The organism is Actinomadura sp. NBRC 104425, from assembly GCF_030269545.1.
Taxonomy (GTDB): domain Bacteria; phylum Actinomycetota; class Actinomycetes; order Streptosporangiales; family Streptosporangiaceae; genus Spirillospora; species Spirillospora keratinilytica.
Genome location: NZ_BSTN01000030.1, coordinates 39,170 through 58,245, shown reverse-complemented (window position 1 = coordinate 58,245; position 19,076 = coordinate 39,170). Strand labels below are relative to the sequence as shown.

Below are 19,076 nucleotides of genomic sequence, written 5' to 3'. Positions count from 1 at the left end.
GTGGCCGCAGTGACTTGCGGGGCGACAGAGATGATCGACACGCGGGCGGCGGGCCCCGGCCGGCCGCCGGCCCCGCCTCAGACGGCGATCTGCGCCATCGCCTTGCGGATGCGCTTGTCCGACACCGGCACGCGCGTGCCCAACTGCTGGGCGAACAGCGACACCCGCAGCTCCTCCAGCAGCCAGCGGATCTGCCGGACCGCCTCCTCCTCGCGCCGCGCCGGCGGCAGCCGGTTCAGCAGCGCCTCGTACTCCTGCTCCACCTGGTGGACCTGGAAGGTCAGCTGCCGGTCGCGGCCCGGGTTCTCCGGCAGCTTGTCCAGCCGGATCCGCAGCGCCCGCAGGTAGCGGGGCAGGTCGGGCAGCCGATGCCAGCCGGTCGCGGTCACGAACCCGGGTCGGATCAGCCGGCCGAGGTGCTCGCGCACGTCGGTCAGCGCCGGTACCAGCGTGAGGCTGGTCGTGCCGCGCAGGCGCCGGTCGATCTCGTGCGCCTCGGCCAGGATCCGCTCGACCTGCGCCACGATGGCGGCGGTGGCGTCGTGCAGTTCGGCGCGCACGTGGTCGTACAGGCGGCGGAACCCCGCCTCGTCCCATGCCGGCCCGCCGGCCTCGGCGATCAGCCGGTCGGCGGCGGCGGTGACGCAGTCGTCGAACAGCTTGGCCACCGAACCGTGCGGGTTGTGGCTGAGCGCCAGCTTGCCTTGGTTCGTCAGCCCCTTCTGGATCAGCTTGGCCGGGGACGTGCAGTTGAGCAGCACCAGGCGGCGCGTGCCGAGCCACATGGCGCGGCGCTGCTCGGCCTCGGTCTCGTACATGCGGACGGCGACGGTGTCGCCCTCGTCGGTCAGCGCCGGATACGCCTTGACCTCGTACCCGCCCTGGTTGCGCGCGTAGGTGCGCGGCAGCTCCCCGATCGTCCACTCGCGCAGCCCGGCGCGTTCGATGCCCTCGCTCGACGCGGCCTTGGCCAGGGTGCCGCGCATCGTGCCGCGCAGCTTGCGCTTCAGCGCGTCCAGGTCGGTGTGCTCGCCGAGCACGCGGCCGCGTTCGTCCACCACGCGGAAGGTCATCCGCAGGTGGGCGGGCAGGCGCGACAGGTCCCAGTCCTCGCGGGCCACCGGCACGCCGGTCATGGCGGTCAGCTCGCGCTCCAGCGCGGCCAGCAGCGGCTCGGTGCGCGGCGCCACGCGCTCCAGGACGCGCCGCGCGAAGTCGGGCGCCGGGACGAAGTTGACGCGCACCGGCTTGGGCAGCGACCGGATCAGCTCGGTGACCAGTTCCTGCCGCAGCCCCGGCACCTGCCACTCGAACCCGTCGGGCCGCACCTGGTTGAGGACCTGCACGGGGATGTGCACGGTGACGCCGTCGGCGTCGGTGCCCGGCTCGAACTGGTACGTCAGCCGCAGCCGCAGCGGCCCCTGCTGCCAGGCGTCGGGGTAGTCGGCCTCGCTGACCTCGCCCGCGCCCTGGTTGATGAGCATCGACTTCTCGAAGTTCAGCAGGTCGGGCTGGGTGCGGCCGGCCTTCTTCCACCAGGCGTCGAAGTGCCGCCCCGACACCACCTCCGGCGGGATCCGCTCGTCGTAGAAGTCGAACAGCGTCTCGTCGTCGACGACGATGTCGCGGCGCCGCGCCCGGTGTTCCAGCTCCTCCACCTCGTCCAGCAGCGCGCGGTTGTCGTGGAAGAACCGGTGCCGGGTGTCCCAGTCGCCCTCGACCAGCGCGTGCCGGATGAACAGCTCCCGCGACAGCTCCGGGTCGATGCGCCCGTAGTTGACGCGGCGCTGCGCCACGATCGGCACCCCGTACAGGGTGACCTTCTCGTACGCCATGACCGCGGCCTGCTTCTTGGACCAGTGCGGCTCGCTGTAGGTGCGTTTGACCAGGTGCTGGGCGAGCGGTTCAACCCACTCCGGCTCGATGCGGGCGTTGATGCGGCCCCACAGCCGGGACGTCTCCACCAGCTCGGCGGACATCACCCAGCGGGGCGGCTTCTTGGCCAGCGCCGACCCGGGGAACAGGGCGAACCTGGCGCCGCGCGCGCCCAGGTACTCCACCTGGGGGCGCCGCCGCTGGCCGCCCTCGTCCTTCTTGCGGTCGGTGTCCTGCAGGCCGATGTGCGACAGCAGGCCCGACAGCAGCGCCATGTGGATGCGGTCGGGGTCGGCGTCGGCGCTGTTGACGGTGACGCCCAGCGCCTTGGCGACCTGCTTGAGCTGGGAGTGCAGGTCCTGCCATTCGCGCACCCGCAGGTAGTGCAGGAACTCCTCGCGGCACATCCGCCGGAATGCGCTGCCCGACAGCTCCCGCTGCCGGTCCCGCAGGTAGTTCCACAGGTTCAGGTACGCCAAAAAGTCCGATGTCGGGTCGGCGAAGCGGCGGTGCTTGTCGTCGGCGGCCTGCTGGTGCTCGGCGGGCCGCTCCCGCGGGTCCTGGATGGACAGCGCCGAGGCGATCACCAGCACCTCGCGGACGCAGCCGGCCTCGTCGGCGGCCAGGATCATCCGGCCCAGCCGCGGATCGATCGGCAGCTGCGCCAGCCGGCGGCCCAGCGGGGTGAGCCGCTTGCGCGGGTCTTTTTCGGCCGGGTCGATGGCGCCCAGCTCGTGCAGCAGGTCCATGCCCGCCTTGACGTTGCGGCGGTCCGGCGGCTCGACGAACGGGAACGCGGCGATGTCGCCGAGCCCGAGCGCGGTCATCTGCAGGATGACCGACGCCAGGTTGGTGCGCAGGATCTCCGGCTCGGTGAACTCCGGCCGCGCCTGGAAGTCCTCCTCCGAGTACAGCCGGATGCAGATGCCCTCCGACACGCGCCCGCAGCGGCCCTTGCGCTGGTCGGCCGACGCCTGCGAGATCGGCTCGATCGGCAGCCGCTGCACCTTGAGCCGGTGGCTGTAGCGGGAGATGCGCGCGGTGCCCGGGTCGATGACGTACTTGATGCCGGGCACGGTCAAGGACGTCTCGGCGACGTTGGTGGCCAGCACGATGCGGCGTCCGGAGTGCGGCTGGAACACCCGGTGCTGCTCGGCCGCCGACAGCCGCGCGTACAGCGGCAGCACCTCCGTCTGCGGCCCGCGCCGCCCCTTGAGGTGCTTGGCCAGGGCGTCCGCGGTGTCGCGGATCTCCCGTTCGCCGCTGAGGAACACCAGGATGTCGCCCGGCGCCTCGCCGGACAGCTCGTCCACCGCGTCGCAGATCGCCTGGATCTGGTCGCGGTCGGGGTCGGCCTGCGGGTCGTCGGGGTCGACCAGCGGTCGGTAGCGGACCTCCACCGGATACGTCCGGCCCGACACCTCCACGATCGGCGCGTCGTCGAAGTGCTTGGAGAACCGCTCGGGGTCGATGGTCGCCGAGGTGATGACCACCTTCAGATCGGGCCGCTTCGGCAGGATCTCCTTGACGTATCCGAGCAGGAAGTCGATGTTGAGGCTGCGCTCGTGCGCCTCGTCGATGATCAGCGTGTCGTAGCGGCGCAGCAGCCGGTCGGTCTGGATCTCGGCCAGCAGGATGCCGTCGGTCATCAGCTTGACCAGCGTGTCGTCGCCGGACCGGTCGGTGAACCGCACCTTGTAGCCGACGGCCTCGCCGAGCTCGGTGCCGAGCTCCTCGACGATCCGGTCGGCCACGGTGCGGGCGGCCAGCCGCCGCGGCTGGGTGTGGCCGATCGAGCCGAGCACGCCGCGGCCCAGCTCCAGACAGATCTTGGGGAGCTGGGTGGTCTTGCCGGACCCGGTCTCCCCCGCCACGATCACCACCTGGTGGTCGCGCAACGCCGCCAGGATGTCGTCCTTCTTCTGCGACACCGGCAGCGCGTCCGGATAGGTGATCGCCGGAACGGCCGCGCGGCGCCGCGCCACCCGCCGCTCGGCGGCCTCGATCTCCTCGCCGATCTTCGCCAGCACCCGGGCGCGGCGCCGCTCGTCCCGCAGCTTCTGCGCGCCGTCCAGCCGGCGGCGCAGCCGGTGCGCGTCGTAGACCGTCAGCTCGGGCAGGCGCGCGCGCAGGTCGGCGAGCGGCGATTTCACGTGCGTCCTCATTACCGTCGAACGGGTGGCCAAGGGCGGGGCGGGACGGCCGGCGGCGCCGGGCGGGCGTCCCCGCAACCTTGGCACCGTAGCCGGGACGACGCGCCCGAGGCGATCGGTTTTCCCGGCCGTCCCAGGCTCTAACAACATCATCCACGCGCCCGGCATTCCAGTACCGGCGCCCCCGCCGATGCTTGCGGAACCGTGCAGCCGCCCTGGTCCGCAGTGCTGTTTTACAGCTGGGCGGCCGCCTGGACGTCTGCTTCGACAGGGGATTGGCACGAGCGGCGGCCTTGACATAGTAAGGTGCGGCCGGGTTCCCGGAGCGTCGCGATGCGGGATCGTCGCAGTCGGGCGCGGGGGTCACGCCCCGTGGACGGGTTCCGGGGCGGGGGCTGCGGCGAGCAAGCCGGCGACGACGCCGTCCAGTTCGGACGGGTCCCAGCGGCCGCCCTTGTCGATCATCGGGGCCGCCGGCCGGGTCCCCGGTGCCGTCGCGGGCCACGCCCAGGTCGTTGACGACGGCGGCGCCGCCGGCGGGCGAACTCCAGGGCTTGGGCGCGGCCGAGGCCGCGGCCCGCTCCGGTGACGGCCACGACGCGGTCCGTGCAGATCACTGGGCGTCCTCCTCGTTCCGGCCGGGCCTGTTGGCGGTGGCGGCGTCCAGGAAGGCGGGGCGTTCGCCGCCGCCGTGCATGAGCAGTGCGGAGCCGGTGACGTAGGCGGCCAGGTCCGAGGCGAGATAGACGCAGGCCGCGCCGGCGTCGGCGTACGGGTCGGCCAGGCGGCCCAGGGGGACGGTGCGTTCGACGGCGGCGATGCCCGCCTCGTCGCCGTAGTGCAGGTGCGAGCTCTCGGTGCGGACCATGCCGAGGACCAGGGCGTTCACCCGGATGTCGGGGGCCCATTCGACCGCCAGGGAGGCCGCCAGGCTGTGCAGGCCCGCCTTGGCGGCGCCGTAGGCGGCGGTGCCGGGCGAGGGCCGCACCCCGCTCACGCTGCCGACCATGATGATGGAGCCGCCGCCGGGCCGGACCCGCATGCGGGCGGCGGCGGCCCGGGCGCAGATCAGCGGGGCGGTCAGGTTCAGCTCGATGATCTTGGCGTGGGTGCGCGGGTCGCCGTCCGACAGCGGCAGGTACGGGGTGCCGCCCGCGTTGTTGACCAGCACGTCGATCCGGTCGAGGCCGTCCATGAGGTCCTGCACGGCGTCCGGGTCGCGCACGTCGAGGGAGACGAAGCGGGCGGTGCGGCCGCCCGCGGAGGGCAAGTCCGGCGGCTCGCGGCGGGCGACGGCGACGACGTCGGCCCCGGCGGCCAGGAACGCCCGGCTGATGCCGCGTCCGACGCCCCGCACGCCCCCGGTGACCACGGCGAGGCGGCCGCTCAGATCCAGCGTCAGCGCCATCGGGCCCTCCCGGCGGGTTCCTGCTACCGTTCTGTTCTAACAAATGTTTGGTGGAAAGGTAGCGCATGGGAGTCTCCACCACGACCCACCCCGACGGGGTGGCCGAGATCGTCGTCACCGCGCCCCCGGTCAACGCGCTCACCGTCCGAAGCTGGTACGACCTGGCCGACGCCGTGCTGGCGGCCGGACGCGACCCGAAGGTCGGGGCGGTGGTACTCCGCGCCGACGGACGCGGCTTCAATGCGGGCGTCGACATCAAGGAGATGCAGGCCGCCGAGGGTCACACCGCGCTGGTCGGCGCCAACCGGGGGTGCTATGCGGCGTTCGCGGCGGTGTACGACTGCGAGGTCCCGGTCGTGGCGGCGGTGCACGGGTTCTGCCTGGGCGGCGGCGTCGGGCTGGCCGGCAGCGCCGACGTCGTGGTGGCGGCCGAGGACGCCTACTTCGGCCTGCCCGAGGTGGACCGGGGCGCGCTGGGCGCCGCCACCCACCTGGCCCGGCTCGTCCCCCAGCACCTGATGCGCGCCATGGTCTACACCTGCCGCAACGTCACCGCCGAGGAGCTGCACCGGCACGGGTCGGTGCTGGAGGTCGTCCCGGCGGCGCGGCTGCGCGACGCGGCGATGGCGGTGGCCCGCGACATCGCGGCCAAGGACCGGTACGTGATCCGGCGGGCCAAGGAGTCGCTGAACGGCATCGACCCGGTCGACGTCAAGCGCAGCTACCGGTTCGAGCAGGGCTTCACGTTCGAGTTGAACCTGACCGGCGCGGGCGACCGGCACCGCGACGCCTTCGTCCGCGGCGGCCGGGCCGCCGAGGAGGGCCGATGAGCAAGGTCATGACCGTGGACGAGGTCGCCGCGTCGCTGCACAGCGGCATGACGGTCGGGATCGGCGGCTGGGGGTCGCGCCGCAAGCCGATGGCGCTGGTGCGGGCGGTCTGCCGGTCGCCGGTCACCGACCTGACGGTGGTGTCCTGCGGCGGTCCGGACGTGGGGCTGCTGTGCGCCTACGGCAAGGTCCGCAGGCTGGTCGCGCCGTTCGTCACGCTCGACTCGATCCCGCTGGAGCCGCACTTCCGGGCGGCCCGGCAGAACGGGGCGGTCGAGCTCACCGAGTACGACGAGGGCATGTTCATGTTCGGGCTGTACGCGGCGGCGCACCGGCTGCCGTTCCTGCCGACGCCGGCGGGCCTGGGATCGGACGTGCTGCGCGTCAACCCCGGGCTGCGCACCGTCCGCTCGCCGTACCCGGACGGCACCGAGCTGATCGCCGTGCCACCGCTGGCGATGGACGTCGCGCTGGTCCACATGAACCGCGCCGACGCGCGCGGCAACGGCCAGTACCTCGGCCCCGACCCCTACATGGACGACCTGTTCGCCAAGGCCGCCGACCGCGTGTACGTGTCCTGCGAACGCCTCGTGGACACCGGCGACCTGCTCAAGGAGGGACCGGTGCAGTCACTGCTGATCAGCCGCTCGTACGTCACGGGCGTGGTGGAGACGCCCAACGGCGCGCACTTCACCGCCTGCGAGCCCGACCGCGGCCGCGACGAGGCGTTCCAGCGGCTGTACGCGCGGTCGGCGGGCGACCCCGCGCAGTGGCGGGCCTTCCGCGACCGCTTCCTGTCCGGCGACGAGGCCGCCTACCAGGACGCCGTCCGCATCTGGCAGGAGGAGTCGCGGTGAGCGCGGCGACGCGGGCCGAGGTGTGCGCGGTGGCGTGCGCGGAGCTGTTCCGCGGGGACGGGGAGATCGTCGCCGCGGCGGTGTCCGGCACGGTGCCCGCGCTGGGGGCGCGGCTGGCGCGGATGACGTTCGAACCGGACCTGCTGACCACCGACGGCGGGCCGCACCTGACCGCGGAGCCGGTGCCGCTGGGCGCGCCCGCCGGAGCGGTCGAGGGCTGGCTGCCGTTCCGCGACCACCTGTGGCTGGTGCTGAACGGGCGCAGGCACGTGGTCCTGGGCGCCAGCCAGATCGACCGGTTCGGCAACTCCAACATCTCCTGCATCGGCGACTGGGAGCGCCCGGCGCGGCAGCTGCTCGGCGTGCGGGGGGCGCCCGGAAACACCCGCGTCAACACCACCAGCTACTGGATCCCCCGGCATTCGCCCCGCGTGTTCACCGAGAAGGTCGACTTCGTCAGCGGCATCGGCGGCGACCGGGGCGCGTTCGAGCTGCGTGCGGTGGTGACCGACCTCGCCGTCCTGGACTTCGGCACCCCGGACCGGCGGATGCGGCTGCGCTCCACGCACCCGGGGGTGACGGTCGAGGACGTCGTCGCCCGCACCGGTTTCGAGCTGGTCGTCCCGGACGAGGTGCCCGAGACGCGCTCGCCCACCGCCGAGGAGCTGCGGCTCATGCGCGAGGTGCTCGATCCCAGGGGGCTGCGCGAACGCGAGGTCCCCGGATGACCGGCGGCGCGACCGGCAGGGCGGCCGGGCAGGCGGCGGGGCGGGTGCTCGACACGCCGCTGACGCGGCTGACCGGCGTCCGGCACCCGGTCATGCAGACGGGCATGGGCTGGGTGGCCGGGCCGCGCCTGGTGACGGCGGTGGCGAACGCCGGCGGCCTCGGCGTGCTGGCGTCGGCGACCATGACGGTCGACCGGCTGGCCGCCGCGATCCGCGAGGTCAAGGAGCGCACGGACGCGCCGTTCGGGGTGAACCTGCGGGCCGACGCCGCCGACGCGGACGAGCGCGTCGACCTGATCGTCAGGGAGGGGGTGCGGGTCGCCTCGTTCGCCCTGGCGCCCAGGCGCGAGCTGATCGCCCGGCTGAAGGACGCGGGCGTGGTGGTGATCCCGTCGGTGGGGGCCCGGCGGCACGCCGAGAAGGTCGCCGGCTGGGGCGCGGACGCGGTGCTGGTGCAGGGCGGCGAGGGCGGCGGGCACACCGGACCGCTCGCCACGACGCTGCTGCTCCCCCAGGTCGTGGACGCCGTCGACATCCCCGTGATCGCCGCCGGCGGGTTCTTCGACGGGCGCGGCCTGGCCGCCGCGCTGGCCTACGGGGCGGCGGGCGTGGCGATGGGCACCCGGTTCCTGCTGACCGCCGACAGCCCCGTGCCCGACGCGGTCAAGCAGGTCTACCTGCGCGCCGCCGAGACCGTGGTGACCCGGCAGGTCGACGGGCTGCCGCACCGGGTGCTGCGCAGCGGCCTGGTGGACGGCCTCGAACGCTCCGGCCGCGTCGCCCGCCTGGCCCGGGCGGTGCGCAGCGCCGCCCGGTTCCGGCGGATCTCCGGCATGTCGTGGCGGGCGATGCTGGCCGACGGGCGGGCGATGCGGCGCGGCCGGGACCTGTCGTGGTCGCAGGTGCTCATGGCCGCCAACACCCCGATGCTGCTGAAGGCCGCGATGGTCGACGGGCGTCCCGACCTCGGCGTGATGGCGTCCGGCCAGGCGGTGGCGGTGATCGACGACCTGCCGACGTGCGCGGAGCTGATCGGCCGGATCGTCCGCGAGGCCGCCGAGGCGATCGCCGCGCAGCAGTCGGCGGTCGTGCGGGATTAGCGGGCGTCCGCCTCGATCCCGGCGAGGACGGCGGCCGGCCCCCGTCGAGCTCTCCCGCTCGGCGCGGCGGGTGGCGCTCCGGGCGCGACCGCACGCCGACCGCCCCGCACCCGTTGACGCCGCGAACGGGACGACCCTAACGTTTAACCGACCGGTCGGTATGTGTTCTCGGACACAGCCGCCGGCCGGAGGATTGCCGGCACACGCTTTCGCCCACCCCCGGAGAAACGCATGATCCGAAGCACGATGCAGGACTACCCGCTCACCGTCAGCGCGATACTCAGGCACGGGTCCCGGGTGTTCGGCGGAAGCGAATGCGTGACCTGGACCGGCACGGGCGCCCGCCGCGCCACGTACGCGCAGGTGGCCGAGAACGCCGAGCGGCTCGCCGCGGCGCTGTCCCGGCTCGGTGTGCGCACCGGCGAGGCGGTCGGCACGTTCTGCTGGAACCACCAGGAGCATTTGGAGGCCTACTTCGCCGTGCCCGGCATGGGCGCGGTGCTGCACACCCTCAACATCCGGCTGTTCCCCGACCAGCTGGCGCACATCATCGGCCACGCCGAGGACCGCGTCGTCATCGTCGACGACAACCTCGTCCCGCTGCTGGCGCGGGTCGCCGGGCGGGTGCCCTGCGTGGAGACCTACATCGTGGTGGGCGACGGCGACGCGAGCGCGCTGGAGGAGGCGTCGGGCGGCCGGGCGCGCGTGCTGCGCTACCGCGAGCTGCTGGCGGCCGAGGAGCCGGGCTTCGCCTGGCCCGAGATCGACGAGCGCGCGGCCGCGTCGATGTGCTACACCAGCGGCACCACCGGCGACCCCAAGGGCGTGGTGTACTCGCACCGCTCGACGTTCCTGCACGCGATGGCGGTGCAGTCGGCGTCGCTGGTGGGCATCACCGAGGCCGACCGGGTGCTGGCGATCGTCCCGATGTTCCACGTCAACGCCTGGGGGCTGCCGTACGGGGCGCTGATGTCGGGGGCGTCCCTGCACATGCCCGGGCCGTTCCTGCAGCCCGAGCACCTCACCCGGTTCATCGCGGCCGAGCGCAGCACCGTGGCGTCCGCGGTCCCGACGATCTGGAACGGCATCCTGGAGTACGGCGCCGAGCACGAGATCGACCTGTCGTCGCTGCGCACCGGCACGTCCGGCGGCGCCGCCGCGCCGCGCGCCCTGCTGGAGCGCTTCGAGGAGCGCTACGGCCTGCGCATCATCCAGGGCTGGGGGATGACCGAGACCAGCCCGCTGGGCGGCATGGCGTTCCCGCCGCCCGGCGTGCGGCCCGGCACGCCCGAGGACGTGGACTGGCGGATGCGGTCCGGCCGGGTCGCGGCGGGCGTGGAGATGCGCATCGTCGGCGACGGGGGCGAGGAGCTGCCGTGGGACGGCACGTCCGTCGGCGAGATCGAGGTCCGCGGTCCGTGGATCACCGGCTCCTACCACCGCGACCCGGCGCCGGAGAAGTTCCACGACGGCTGGCTGCGCACCGGCGACATCGGCACGATCGACGAGCGCGGCTTCTTCCAGATCACCGACCGGGCCAAGGACGTCATCAAGTCGGGCGGCGAGTGGATCTCCTCGGTGGAGCTGGAGAACCACCTGATGGCGCATCCGGACGTGCTGGAGGCCGCGGTGATCGGCGTGCCCGACCCGCGGTGGACCGAGCGTCCGCTGGCGTGCGTGGTGCGGCGGCGGGGCGCGGCGGTCACGGCGGCGGAGCTGGCGGCCTTCCTGGACGGCAAGGTGGCGCGCTGGCAGGTGCCGGAGAACTGGACGTTCCTCGACGAGATCCCCAAGACGACGGTGGGCAAGTTCGACAAGAAGCCGCTGCGGGCGCGGTTCCGCGAGGGCGCCTTCAAGGTGGAACGCGTGGAGCGGGCCGAGCGCGCCGCGCGGAGCTGAGCCCGCGCCGCTCTCAGGCGGACGCCGCGCCCCCGTCGTCCCCGGCGGGACGTCCGGGCGCGGCGGCCGCCGGGCCTTCGGGACGCGCGCGCAGCCCGTTGAGGAACAGGTCGACGTAGTACTCGCTGATCTGCTGCGCGTCCAGCGGCCCGTCCTGCCGGTACCAGGTGCTGACCTGGTGGACGGCGCCGAAGAAGTAGTGCACCGACAGGTCGGCGGGGACGTCGGCGCGGAAGACGCCCTCGCGCTGCCCCTCCTCCACCAGGGCGCGGAACTGCTCGTGGTAGCGGCGCCGCTCGGCCCGCACGGCGCGGCGGCGCTCCTTGGGCAGCATGTGCATGGAGCGGAAGAAGACGGTGAACTCGTCCAGGTACCGGAAGCTGGTGGACAGCACGTCGACCGCGGCCGCGCGCAGCCGCTCCTCCACCGGGCCGGTTCCGCCGGCGAACTCGCGCAGCCGCCGCGTCTGCAGGCCGAGGAGCCGGTGGTAGATCTCGTAGAGCAGGTCGTCCTTGGCGCCGAAGTAGTGGTACATGGCGCCCTTGGTGACCCCGGCGGCGGCGACGATCTCCTGGACCGAGGTGCTCTCGTAGCCCTTCTCGGCGAACAGCCGCGTCGCCACGGCCAGCAGGCGGTCCGGGATGGACGCGTAGGCGGACGCGTCCCCCGCCAGCCGCTGCGTCATGGCTCTCCCCTGTCCTCGGGCCGGTCCCGCCGCGGGGACGGCCTGCCGCTCGTGAACAGCGCTCAGCGTATCGGCGCCGGTGTCCCGGGGCGGCGCGCACGGCCCTCGTTCATGTCAACGGGCCGCCGTGCCGCCGGCCGGCCGCCGACGGGTTTCCGCCCCGATCATACGCCGCCGAGACCGACTGGTCGGTATGCGCTTTTCCGAACGCTTTCCGGAACCGCGCCGCCGCCCGGGAACGGGAGCGCCATGCGCGAAGCGCCGGCCCGCGCGACCGCGTCGCGCGGGCCGGCCGCCGTCAGCTCACGGGCCTCATGCGCCTCATAGACGGCGCCACCGGTACGCCGACCGGGCGGGCCGTGGTCGACGCCCGGTGCACAGCCGATCGACCGTCGGCGCACAGGGCTTCGCGCCGGGACGGTCAGCCCTCCTCCAGCAGGCGCCGCCCGATCACCATCCGCTGGATGTCGGCCGTGCCCTCGCCGATCAGCAGCATGGGCGCCTCGCGGTAGAGCCGCTCGATCTCGTACTCGGTGGAGTAGCCGTATCCGCCGTGGACGCGGAAGGCGTCCTCGACGACCTCCTTGCAGTACTCGCTGGCCAGGTACTTGGCCATCCCGGCCTCCAGGTCGTTGCGTTCGCCGGAGTCCTTGCGGCGGGCGGCCATCACCGTCATCTGGTGCGCGGCCTCCACCTTGGTGGCCATCTCGGCGAGGCGGAACAGCACGGCCTGGTGCTCGGCGATCGGCCGGCCGAACGTCTCGCGCCGCCTGGCGTAGGACAGCGCCAGCTCGTAGGCGCGCCGCGCCACGCCGCAGGCGCGCGCCGCCACGTTGACGCGGCCGACCTCCACGCCGTCCATCATGTGGTAGAAGCCGCGCCCGGGCTGCCCGCCGAGCACCTGCCCGGCGTCGATGCGGTACCCGTCGAACAGCAGCTCGGTCGTGTCGACGCCCTTGTACCCCATCTTGCCGATCTTGCCGGGGATGGTCAGGCCGGGCGCGACCTCCCCGAACCCGGGCTCCTTGTCCACCAGGAACGTGGTCATCCCGCGGTGCCCGGCGGCGGGGTCGGTCTTGACGAGCACGGCGACCAGGTTCGCCGTGGCGCCGTTGGTCAGCCACATCTTCTGCCCGTCGATCACGTACCCGTCGCCGTCGCGCGTCGCGCGGGTGCGGATCGCCGCCACGTCCGATCCGCATCCCGGCTCCGACATGGAGAAGGCCCCGCGCACCTCCCCCGCGGCCATCCGCGGCAGGTACCGCGCCCGCTGCTCGTCCGTGCCGTGCTGGACGATCATCCAGGCGACGATGAAGTGCGTGTTGACGATCCCCGACAGGCTCATCCAGCCGCGCGACAGCTCCTCGACGACCAGCGCGTAGGTCAGCAGGGACTCGCCGAGCCCGCCGTGCTCCTCGGGGATCGTCAGCCCGAACAGTCCGAGCTCCCGCATGCGGTCGACCAGCTTGCGCGGGTAGGCGTCGGCGTGCTCCAGCTCCGTCGCGACCGGCAGCACCTCCTTGTCCACGAAGGCCCGGACGGTCGCGATGATCTCCCGCTGCTCGTCGGTCAGCCCGTACGTCTGCTGCAACCTGCCGCCCATGCCACCAACCTCCCAGAGTCTCGCGGCCCGGCACCAAGACCGGTCGTCGCTGTCGGCATCGCTCCCGCTGCCCGGTTCGGCCCCCGGCCGCGGTTCCCGGTCATGCGAACGTCGCGGTCATGGCCGTGATGCCCGCCGGGGCCTCGATGGACAGCCGGCCGTCCGGCGAGCCGGCCGCGACGAACGGCTGCCCGACGTAGACGGGCTTGCGGGCGCGGAACGACAGCTCGCTCACCGTGCGGCCGGCGCGGCGCGGAAGCTCCAGGCACAGGATCGCCAGCAGGGGGCCGTGCACGACCAGCGCCGGATGGCCTTCCACCTCGGTCGTGTAGACCGGGTCGTAGTGGATGCGGTGGGCGTTGTAGGTCAGTGCACTGAACCGGAACAGCAGCACCGGGTCGGCGGTGACCGGCAGCGTCCACGGCGCCTCCACCCGCGGCGCCTCGTAGGAGGGGGCGCAGGCGGGTGCGGCCGGGTCGCCGCTGCGGTAGACGAGGTCCTGCTCCTCGACGGCGATCTCGGCGCCGTCGCGCAGGTAGGTGTGGCGGACGGTGACGAACAGCAGCTCGCCGCTGCGACCGTGCTTGAGCCGGGTGTCGGCGGTCTCCGAGCGCCGGGTGAGCGTGTCGCCGAAGCGGATCGGCCGGTGCAGGGTGAGCCGGCCCCCGGCGAACATGCGGCGCCGGTCGGGGATCGGCGGAAGGAAATGGCCGTCGCGGGGATGGCCGTCGGCGCCCAGGTCGGCGGTGCGGGGGCGGTCGAGGAAGTACAGCCATTGCCACAGCGGCGGCAGCTGCGGACCCGGCGGGTCGACGTCGAGCAGTGCCGCCAGCGCTCGGGCCGGCTCGGGGTGGATGGTCTGCGTGCGCTCCTGCGGGCCGGGTTCCCATCCGTTGATGTCGATCAAGCGACCACTCCCTTCGCGCGCAGCCCGGCCGGGTCCAGCCCCAGTTCGGCCAGGACGTCGTCGGTGTGCTCGCCCAGCCGGGGGGCGGGCGCGACCGTGCGCCGTCCGGTGTCCAGGGGCGAGGCCGGGGCGTGCACGCGGCCGACGCCCGGCTGATCGATCTGCTGGAGCAGGGGGCTGCTCGCGGGGTCAAAGTCGGTGAAGCGGCGGTACGGGGCGTACAGCACCGACGTCGGTGCGAGGGCCTCGTCGACCTCGGCGAGGGTGCGTCCGGCGAACCAGGGCGCGAGCAGGGCGAACAGGGACTCGCGGTGCCGGAACCGGTCGCCGTCCCGGGTGAAGTCGGCGCCCAGCAGGCGCTCCAGTTCGGCGACGGTCTCGGTCAGCCCGGTGGCCGCGCACAGGTCGGCGAAGTGCCGGGCGGTCAGCGCCACCACCATGACGCGTTCGCCGTCGGCGAGGGGGAAGTCGCGGCCGAGACCGCCGTACAGGTCGTTGCCGATGCGGGGACGCTCCGCGCCCAGCTGCGCCTCGGCGAGGAAGCCCAGGTTGCCGGCCATGGCCAGCGCCACGTCGTGCAGGGCCAGGGTGATCCGCGCGCCGGCGCCCGTGCGGGTGCGGCGCCGGTCGGCCGCCAGCAGGCCCACGGCCGCGTACAGCCCGCACGCCATGTCCCAGGCGGGCAGCACGTGGTTGACCGGGCCGGCGTGGTCGGCGGGCCCGGTGACCAGCGGGAACCCGATCTCGGCGTTGACGGTGTAGTCGACCGCGGCGGTGCCGTCCGCGCGCCCTTGGATCTGCAGGTGGATCAGGTCGGGGCGGGCCTTCGACAGCGCCTCGTACGACAGCCAGACCCGGCCGACCGCGTTGGTCAGCACGGTTCCGGCGTCGGCCACCAGGCGGGTGACGACGTCGCGCCCCTCCGGGGAGCGCAAGTCGACGGTGATCGACCGCTTGCCCTTGTTCAGCCCGGTCCACACCAGGCTGGTGCCGGACGGGGCGAGCGGGTGGCGTCCCACGTCGGCCGCGCCGCCGAGCGGGTCGACGCGGATCACCTCGGCGCCCAGCTGGGCCAGCGTCATGCCGCCGAGCGGGGCCGCGACGAAGCTCGACACCTCGATGATCCGCAGGCCCTCAAGCACCCGATCATTATGCAACCCCGCGTTCGCGGCGCCGTCAGAGGCGTTCGATGATGGTGACGTTGGCCTGGCCGCCGCCCTCGCACATGGTCTGCAGCCCGTAGCGGCCGCCGGTGCGCTCCAGCTCGTGCAGCAGGGACGTCATGAGGCGGGCGCCCGTGGCGCCGAGCGGATGGCCGAGCGCGATGGCGCCGCCGTTGGGGTTGGTGCGGGCCGGGTCGGCGCCGGTCTCCTTCAGCCAGGCCAGCACCACCGACGCGAACGCCTCGTTGATCTCGATGGCGTCCATGTCGCCGATCTTCATTCCGGCGCGGCGCAGCGCGTGCGCGGTCGCGGGGATCGGCGCCGACAGCATCCGGATCGGGTCCTCGCCGCGCGCGCAGATGTGGTGGACGCGGGCGCGGGGCGTCAGGCCGTGGTCGCGCACGGCGCGTTCGGACGCCACCAGCAGCGCGGCGGCGCCGTCGGAGATCTGCGCGGCCAGCGCGGCGGTGATGCGCCCGCCGTCCTGAAGGGCCGGCAGCGCGGCCATCTTCTCGGGGGAGGTGTCGCGGCGCGGCCCCTCGTCGGCGGCGACGCCCTCGTAGGGGACGGTCTCCCGGGCGAAGCGCCCCTCGTCGATCGCGCGGATCGCGCGCCGGTGCGAGGTGTAGGCGTACGCCTCCATCTCCTCCCGCGAGATGCCCCAGTCGCGGGCGATCATCTCGGCGCCGTTGAACTGCGACACCTCGGCGTCGCCGTACCGGCGCGTCCAGCCCCTGGACCCGGCGAACGGGCCGGAGGTGAAGCCGAGGGGCTCGGCGGCGGTCATCGCGTAGCCGATGGGGATCTGCGACATGCTCTGCACGCCGCCCGCGACCACCAGGTCGGCGGTGCCCGACAGCACCGCCTGCGCGGCGAAGTGCACCGCCTGCTGGGACGAGCCGCACTGCCGGTCGACGGTCACGCCGGGGACCTCCTCGGGCAGTCCGGCCGCCAGCCAGCAGGTGCGCGCGATGTCCCCGGCCTGCGGCCCGACGGTGTCCACGCAGCCGAAGACGACGTCGTCGACCGCGGCCGGGTCGGCGTCCACCCGGTCCATCAGCGCCGCCAGCACGTGCGCGCCCAGGTCGGCGGGGTGCGTCCCGGACAGGCCCCCGCCGCGCCTGCCGACCGGTGTGCGGACCGCCTCGACGATGAATGCCTCGGCCACCTCGGGCCTCCCTCCTGCTCCTGCTCAGGCCTGGATGCCCTCCAGGACCATGGCCAGGTACTGCTTGGCGATGTCGTCGGCCGCCAGCCGCCCGCCGGGCCGGTACCAGTTCGCCGCCACCCACACGGTGTCGCGGACGAACCGGTACACCAGCGGCAGGTCGAGGTCGGGGCGGAACGCGCCCTCCCGCACGCCCCGCTCCAGCAGCGACATCCACATCTCCTCGAAGCGGCGGTGCGATTCGAGCAGGTAGGTGAAGCGTTCGCTGGTGGCGGCCAGGTGGCGGGACTCGTTCTGGTAGACGACCACCGCGGCCCGGTGCCGGTCGATCGACCGGAACGACTCCACGACGATGGCCTCCACGGTCTCGCGCGCGCCGAGCCCGGCGGCCAGCACGCGGTCGTAGGCGGCCCACATCTCGTTCAGGAACGTCGAGAGGATCTCGTCGACCATCGACTCCTTGGAGTCGAAGTGGTAGTAGAGGCTGCCGCCGAGGATCCCGGCCGCGTCGGCGACCTGCCGGACGGTGGTGGCGGCGTAGCCCTTGGCCGCGAAGACCTCGGCCGCGGTGGCGAGCAGCTCGGCGCGGCGTTCCGCGCGCGCGGCCGCGGTTCCCTCGGTGTCGCGCCGTCGTGGGCTCATGGGCGGTGTGCTCCTAAGGGTGCCGGCTGGAAACGGAGACCACCTCGCCCGTCATGTAGGACGAGTAGTCGCTGGCCAGGAAGACGATAACGTTGGCCACCTCCCAGGGCTGGGCGTAGCGGCCGAACGCCTCCCGGCGCGTCAGCTCGTCCAGCAGCTCCTGCGACGTCACCTTCACCAGGTGCGGGTGCATCGCCAGCGACGGGGCCACCGCGTTGACGCGGACGCCGTGCGGGGCGGCCTCCAGCGCGACGCAGCGGGTCAGCGCCATCACCCCGGCCTTGGCCGCGGCGTAGTGGGCCTGGCCGCGCTGCGCCCGCCAGCCGATCACCGAGGCGTTGTTGACGATGACGCCCGAGCCGCGCTCCCGCATGATGCGCAGCGCGGCCCGGGTGCAGCGCATGGTGCCGTTGAGGGTGACGTCCAGCACGCGGTTCCACTGCTCGTCGGTCATGTCGGCCAGTTCGGCGGTGCCGCCCAGCCCGGCGTTGTTGACGGCGACGTCGAGGCGTCCGAAGCGCTCGACGGCGGCCGCGTACAGCGCCTGCACCTCGTCCTCGGCGGTGACGTCGCAGCGGCGGGCGGCCACCCGGCCGGCGCCGAACTCCTCCTCCAGCGCGGCGTGCGTCTCGGCCAGGCGCCGCTCGTGCGCGTCGGACACCATGACGGCGGCGCCCTCCTCCAGGCAGCGGCGCGCGGTCGCGCCGCCGATGCCGGTCCCGGCCGCCGCCGTGACCACCACGACGCGGTCGCGCAGCAGGCCGTGCCCGTCCACGTACCGCGGCGCCGCCCCGGTCATGCGGCCCCCTTCGGCTCGCGCGGCAGGCCGAGCACGCGCTCGGCGATGATGTTGCGCTGGATCTCGTTGGACCCGGCGTAGATGGTGTCGGCGCGGGAGAACAGGAACAGCCGCTGCCAGTCGTTCAGGTTGTAGGGTGCGCCGTCGGCGACGAGCCCGGCCGCGCCGAGGACGTCCATGGCCAGCTCCCCCAGCTCCCGGTGCCAGGTCGCCCACACCAGCTTGGAGATGGACGACTCGGGGCCGGGGGCGCCCGCGGCGACGCCGGCCATGGTGCGTACCGCGTTCAGCCGCATGATCTCCAGGCCCATCCAGGCGCGGGTGAGCCGGTCGCGCAGCAGCGGGTCGTCGACGGCGCCGGTGCGGCGGGCCAGCTCGATCACGCCCTGCAGTTCGCGGCGGAACCCGACCTGCTGCCCGAGCGTGGCGACGCCGCGTTCGAAGCCGAGCGTCGCCATCGCGATCCGCCAGCCGTCGCCGGGCGCGCCGACGATGTTGGCGGCGTCGGTGCGGGCGCCGTCGAAGAACACCTCGTTGAACTCCGAGGTGCCGGTCAGCTGCACGATCGGGCGGACCTCCACCCCGTCCTGGCGCATCGGGACCAGCAGGTACGACAGCCCGGCGTGCCGCGCGGAGCCGGGTTCGGTGCGGCAGAGCACGAAGCACCAGTCCGCCTCCTTCGCCAGGGACGTCCACACCTTCTGCCCGGTGACGCGCCACTCCCCGGCGACCAGCTCGGCGCGGGTCTGCACGCCGGCCAGGTCGGACCCGGCGTCCGGTTCGGAGTAGCCCTGGCACCACAGCTCCCGCGCCGCGGCGATCGGCGGCAGGAACCGGGCGCGCTGCGCGTCGGTGCCGAACGCGATGATCGTCGGGCCGAGCAGGTTCTCCCCGATGTGGCCGACCCGGGCGGGCGCGCCGGCCAGCGCGTACTCCTCGTGGAAGATCACCTGCTGGGCGACCGTGGCGCCGCGTCCGCCGTACTCGACCGGCCAGCCCAGGCAGGTCCAGCCCGCCGCGGCCATGTGCCGCTCCCACGCCAGCCGGACCGGGAACGCCTCGTGCTCGCGGCCCGGTCCGCCCTGGCCCCGGGCGGCGGCGAACTCGCCGGTCAGATTGGTCTGCAGCCAGTCGCGGACCTCGGCGCGGAAGGCGCGGTCGGCCGCGCTCTCCCGGCCGGGCGCGCGGCCCGTCCCGTCCCGCGTGCTCACACCGCAGAACTCTACCAAACGATTGTTAGAAAGTATCGCCCGCCGCGT

The 19,076-nt window shown here is 73.6% G+C and carries 15 protein-coding genes; 5 read left to right on the top strand and 10 right to left on the bottom strand.

The genetic code is table 11. The annotated features are described in order from the left end of the window. Window positions 1-77: 77 nt before the first annotated feature. Complete coding sequence (hrpA, locus tag QSK22_RS29115; protein ID WP_502872385.1) at window positions 78-4,028, bottom strand: ATP-dependent RNA helicase HrpA; 3,951 nt, start codon at window positions 4,026-4,028, stop codon at window positions 78-80. A gap of 613 nt (window positions 4,029-4,641) precedes the next feature. Continuing rightward, window positions 4,642-5,436, bottom strand: a complete 795-nt coding sequence (locus QSK22_RS29110; RefSeq protein ID WP_285497636.1) for an SDR family oxidoreductase — start codon at window positions 5,434-5,436, stop codon at window positions 4,642-4,644. Between the two features lie 65 nt (window positions 5,437-5,501). Between QSK22_RS29110 and QSK22_RS29105 the strand changes: the two genes are divergently transcribed. The 5 genes from QSK22_RS29105 (at window position 5,502) to QSK22_RS29085 (ending at window position 10,850) form a co-directional block, all read left to right on the top strand. Further along, complete coding sequence (locus QSK22_RS29105; RefSeq protein WP_285497635.1) at window positions 5,502-6,266, top strand: enoyl-CoA hydratase family protein; 765 nt, start codon at window positions 5,502-5,504, stop codon at window positions 6,264-6,266. Then, window positions 6,263-7,123, top strand: coding sequence for a CoA transferase subunit A (locus QSK22_RS29100; RefSeq protein ID WP_285497634.1), 861 nt, complete (start codon window positions 6,263-6,265; stop codon window positions 7,121-7,123). The genes QSK22_RS29105 and QSK22_RS29100 overlap by 4 nt, the downstream gene beginning before the upstream one ends. Next, window positions 7,120-7,851 (top strand): CoA-transferase subunit beta, encoded by a 732-nt coding sequence (locus QSK22_RS29095; RefSeq protein WP_285497633.1) that lies wholly within the window; start codon window positions 7,120-7,122, stop codon window positions 7,849-7,851. Before QSK22_RS29100 ends, QSK22_RS29095 begins: the two co-directional genes overlap by 4 nt. Further along, a complete protein-coding gene (locus QSK22_RS29090) occupies window positions 7,848-8,951 on the top strand; it encodes an NAD(P)H-dependent flavin oxidoreductase (RefSeq protein WP_285497632.1) in 1,104 nt (367 codons plus the stop codon). The genes QSK22_RS29095 and QSK22_RS29090 overlap by 4 nt, the downstream gene beginning before the upstream one ends. 231 nt (window positions 8,952-9,182) lie before the next feature. Then, on the top strand, window positions 9,183-10,850 hold the full coding sequence (locus tag QSK22_RS29085; RefSeq protein WP_285497630.1) for a long-chain fatty acid--CoA ligase: 1,668 nt from the start codon (window positions 9,183-9,185) through the stop codon (window positions 10,848-10,850). Between the two features lie 13 nt (window positions 10,851-10,863). Here the strand turns inward: QSK22_RS29085 and QSK22_RS29080 are convergent, their stop codons facing one another. The 8 genes from QSK22_RS29080 to QSK22_RS29045 all read right to left on the bottom strand — a co-directional run bounded on the left by QSK22_RS29080 (window position 10,864) and on the right by QSK22_RS29045 (window position 19,028). Next, on the bottom strand, window positions 10,864-11,535 hold the full coding sequence (locus QSK22_RS29080; protein ID WP_285497629.1) for a TetR/AcrR family transcriptional regulator: 672 nt from the start codon (window positions 11,533-11,535) through the stop codon (window positions 10,864-10,866). Window positions 11,536-11,956: 421 nt separating this feature from the next. Then, window positions 11,957-13,138: an acyl-CoA dehydrogenase family protein gene (locus QSK22_RS29075; RefSeq protein ID WP_285497628.1), complete on the bottom strand. Its 1,182-nt coding sequence runs from the start codon at window positions 13,136-13,138 to the stop codon at window positions 11,957-11,959. A gap of 100 nt (window positions 13,139-13,238) precedes the next feature. Further along, window positions 13,239-14,045 (bottom strand): HTD2 family dehydratase, encoded by an 807-nt coding sequence (locus tag QSK22_RS29070; RefSeq protein ID WP_285497627.1) that lies wholly within the window; start codon window positions 14,043-14,045, stop codon window positions 13,239-13,241. After that, on the bottom strand, window positions 14,042-15,187 hold the full coding sequence (locus QSK22_RS29065; protein ID WP_285497626.1) for a CoA transferase: 1,146 nt from the start codon (window positions 15,185-15,187) through the stop codon (window positions 14,042-14,044). Before QSK22_RS29065 ends, QSK22_RS29070 begins: the two co-directional genes overlap by 4 nt. A 34-nt stretch (window positions 15,188-15,221) precedes the next feature. Further along, window positions 15,222-16,376: an acetyl-CoA C-acetyltransferase gene (locus tag QSK22_RS29060; protein ID WP_285497625.1), complete on the bottom strand. Its 1,155-nt coding sequence runs from the start codon at window positions 16,374-16,376 to the stop codon at window positions 15,222-15,224. A 24-nt stretch (window positions 16,377-16,400) separates the two neighbouring features. Beyond that, window positions 16,401-17,018, bottom strand: a complete 618-nt coding sequence (locus QSK22_RS29055; protein WP_285497624.1) for a TetR/AcrR family transcriptional regulator — start codon at window positions 17,016-17,018, stop codon at window positions 16,401-16,403. 13 nt (window positions 17,019-17,031) lie between these two features. Further along, a complete protein-coding gene (locus QSK22_RS29050) occupies window positions 17,032-17,817 on the bottom strand; it encodes an SDR family oxidoreductase (protein WP_285497623.1) in 786 nt (261 codons plus the stop codon). Continuing rightward, the gene (locus QSK22_RS29045) at window positions 17,814-19,028 is read right to left on the bottom strand and encodes an acyl-CoA dehydrogenase family protein (protein WP_285497622.1); all 1,215 of its coding nucleotides are present in this window, start codon (window positions 19,026-19,028) and stop codon (window positions 17,814-17,816) included. Before QSK22_RS29045 ends, QSK22_RS29050 begins: the two co-directional genes overlap by 4 nt. Window positions 19,029-19,076: the final 48 nt, after the last annotated feature.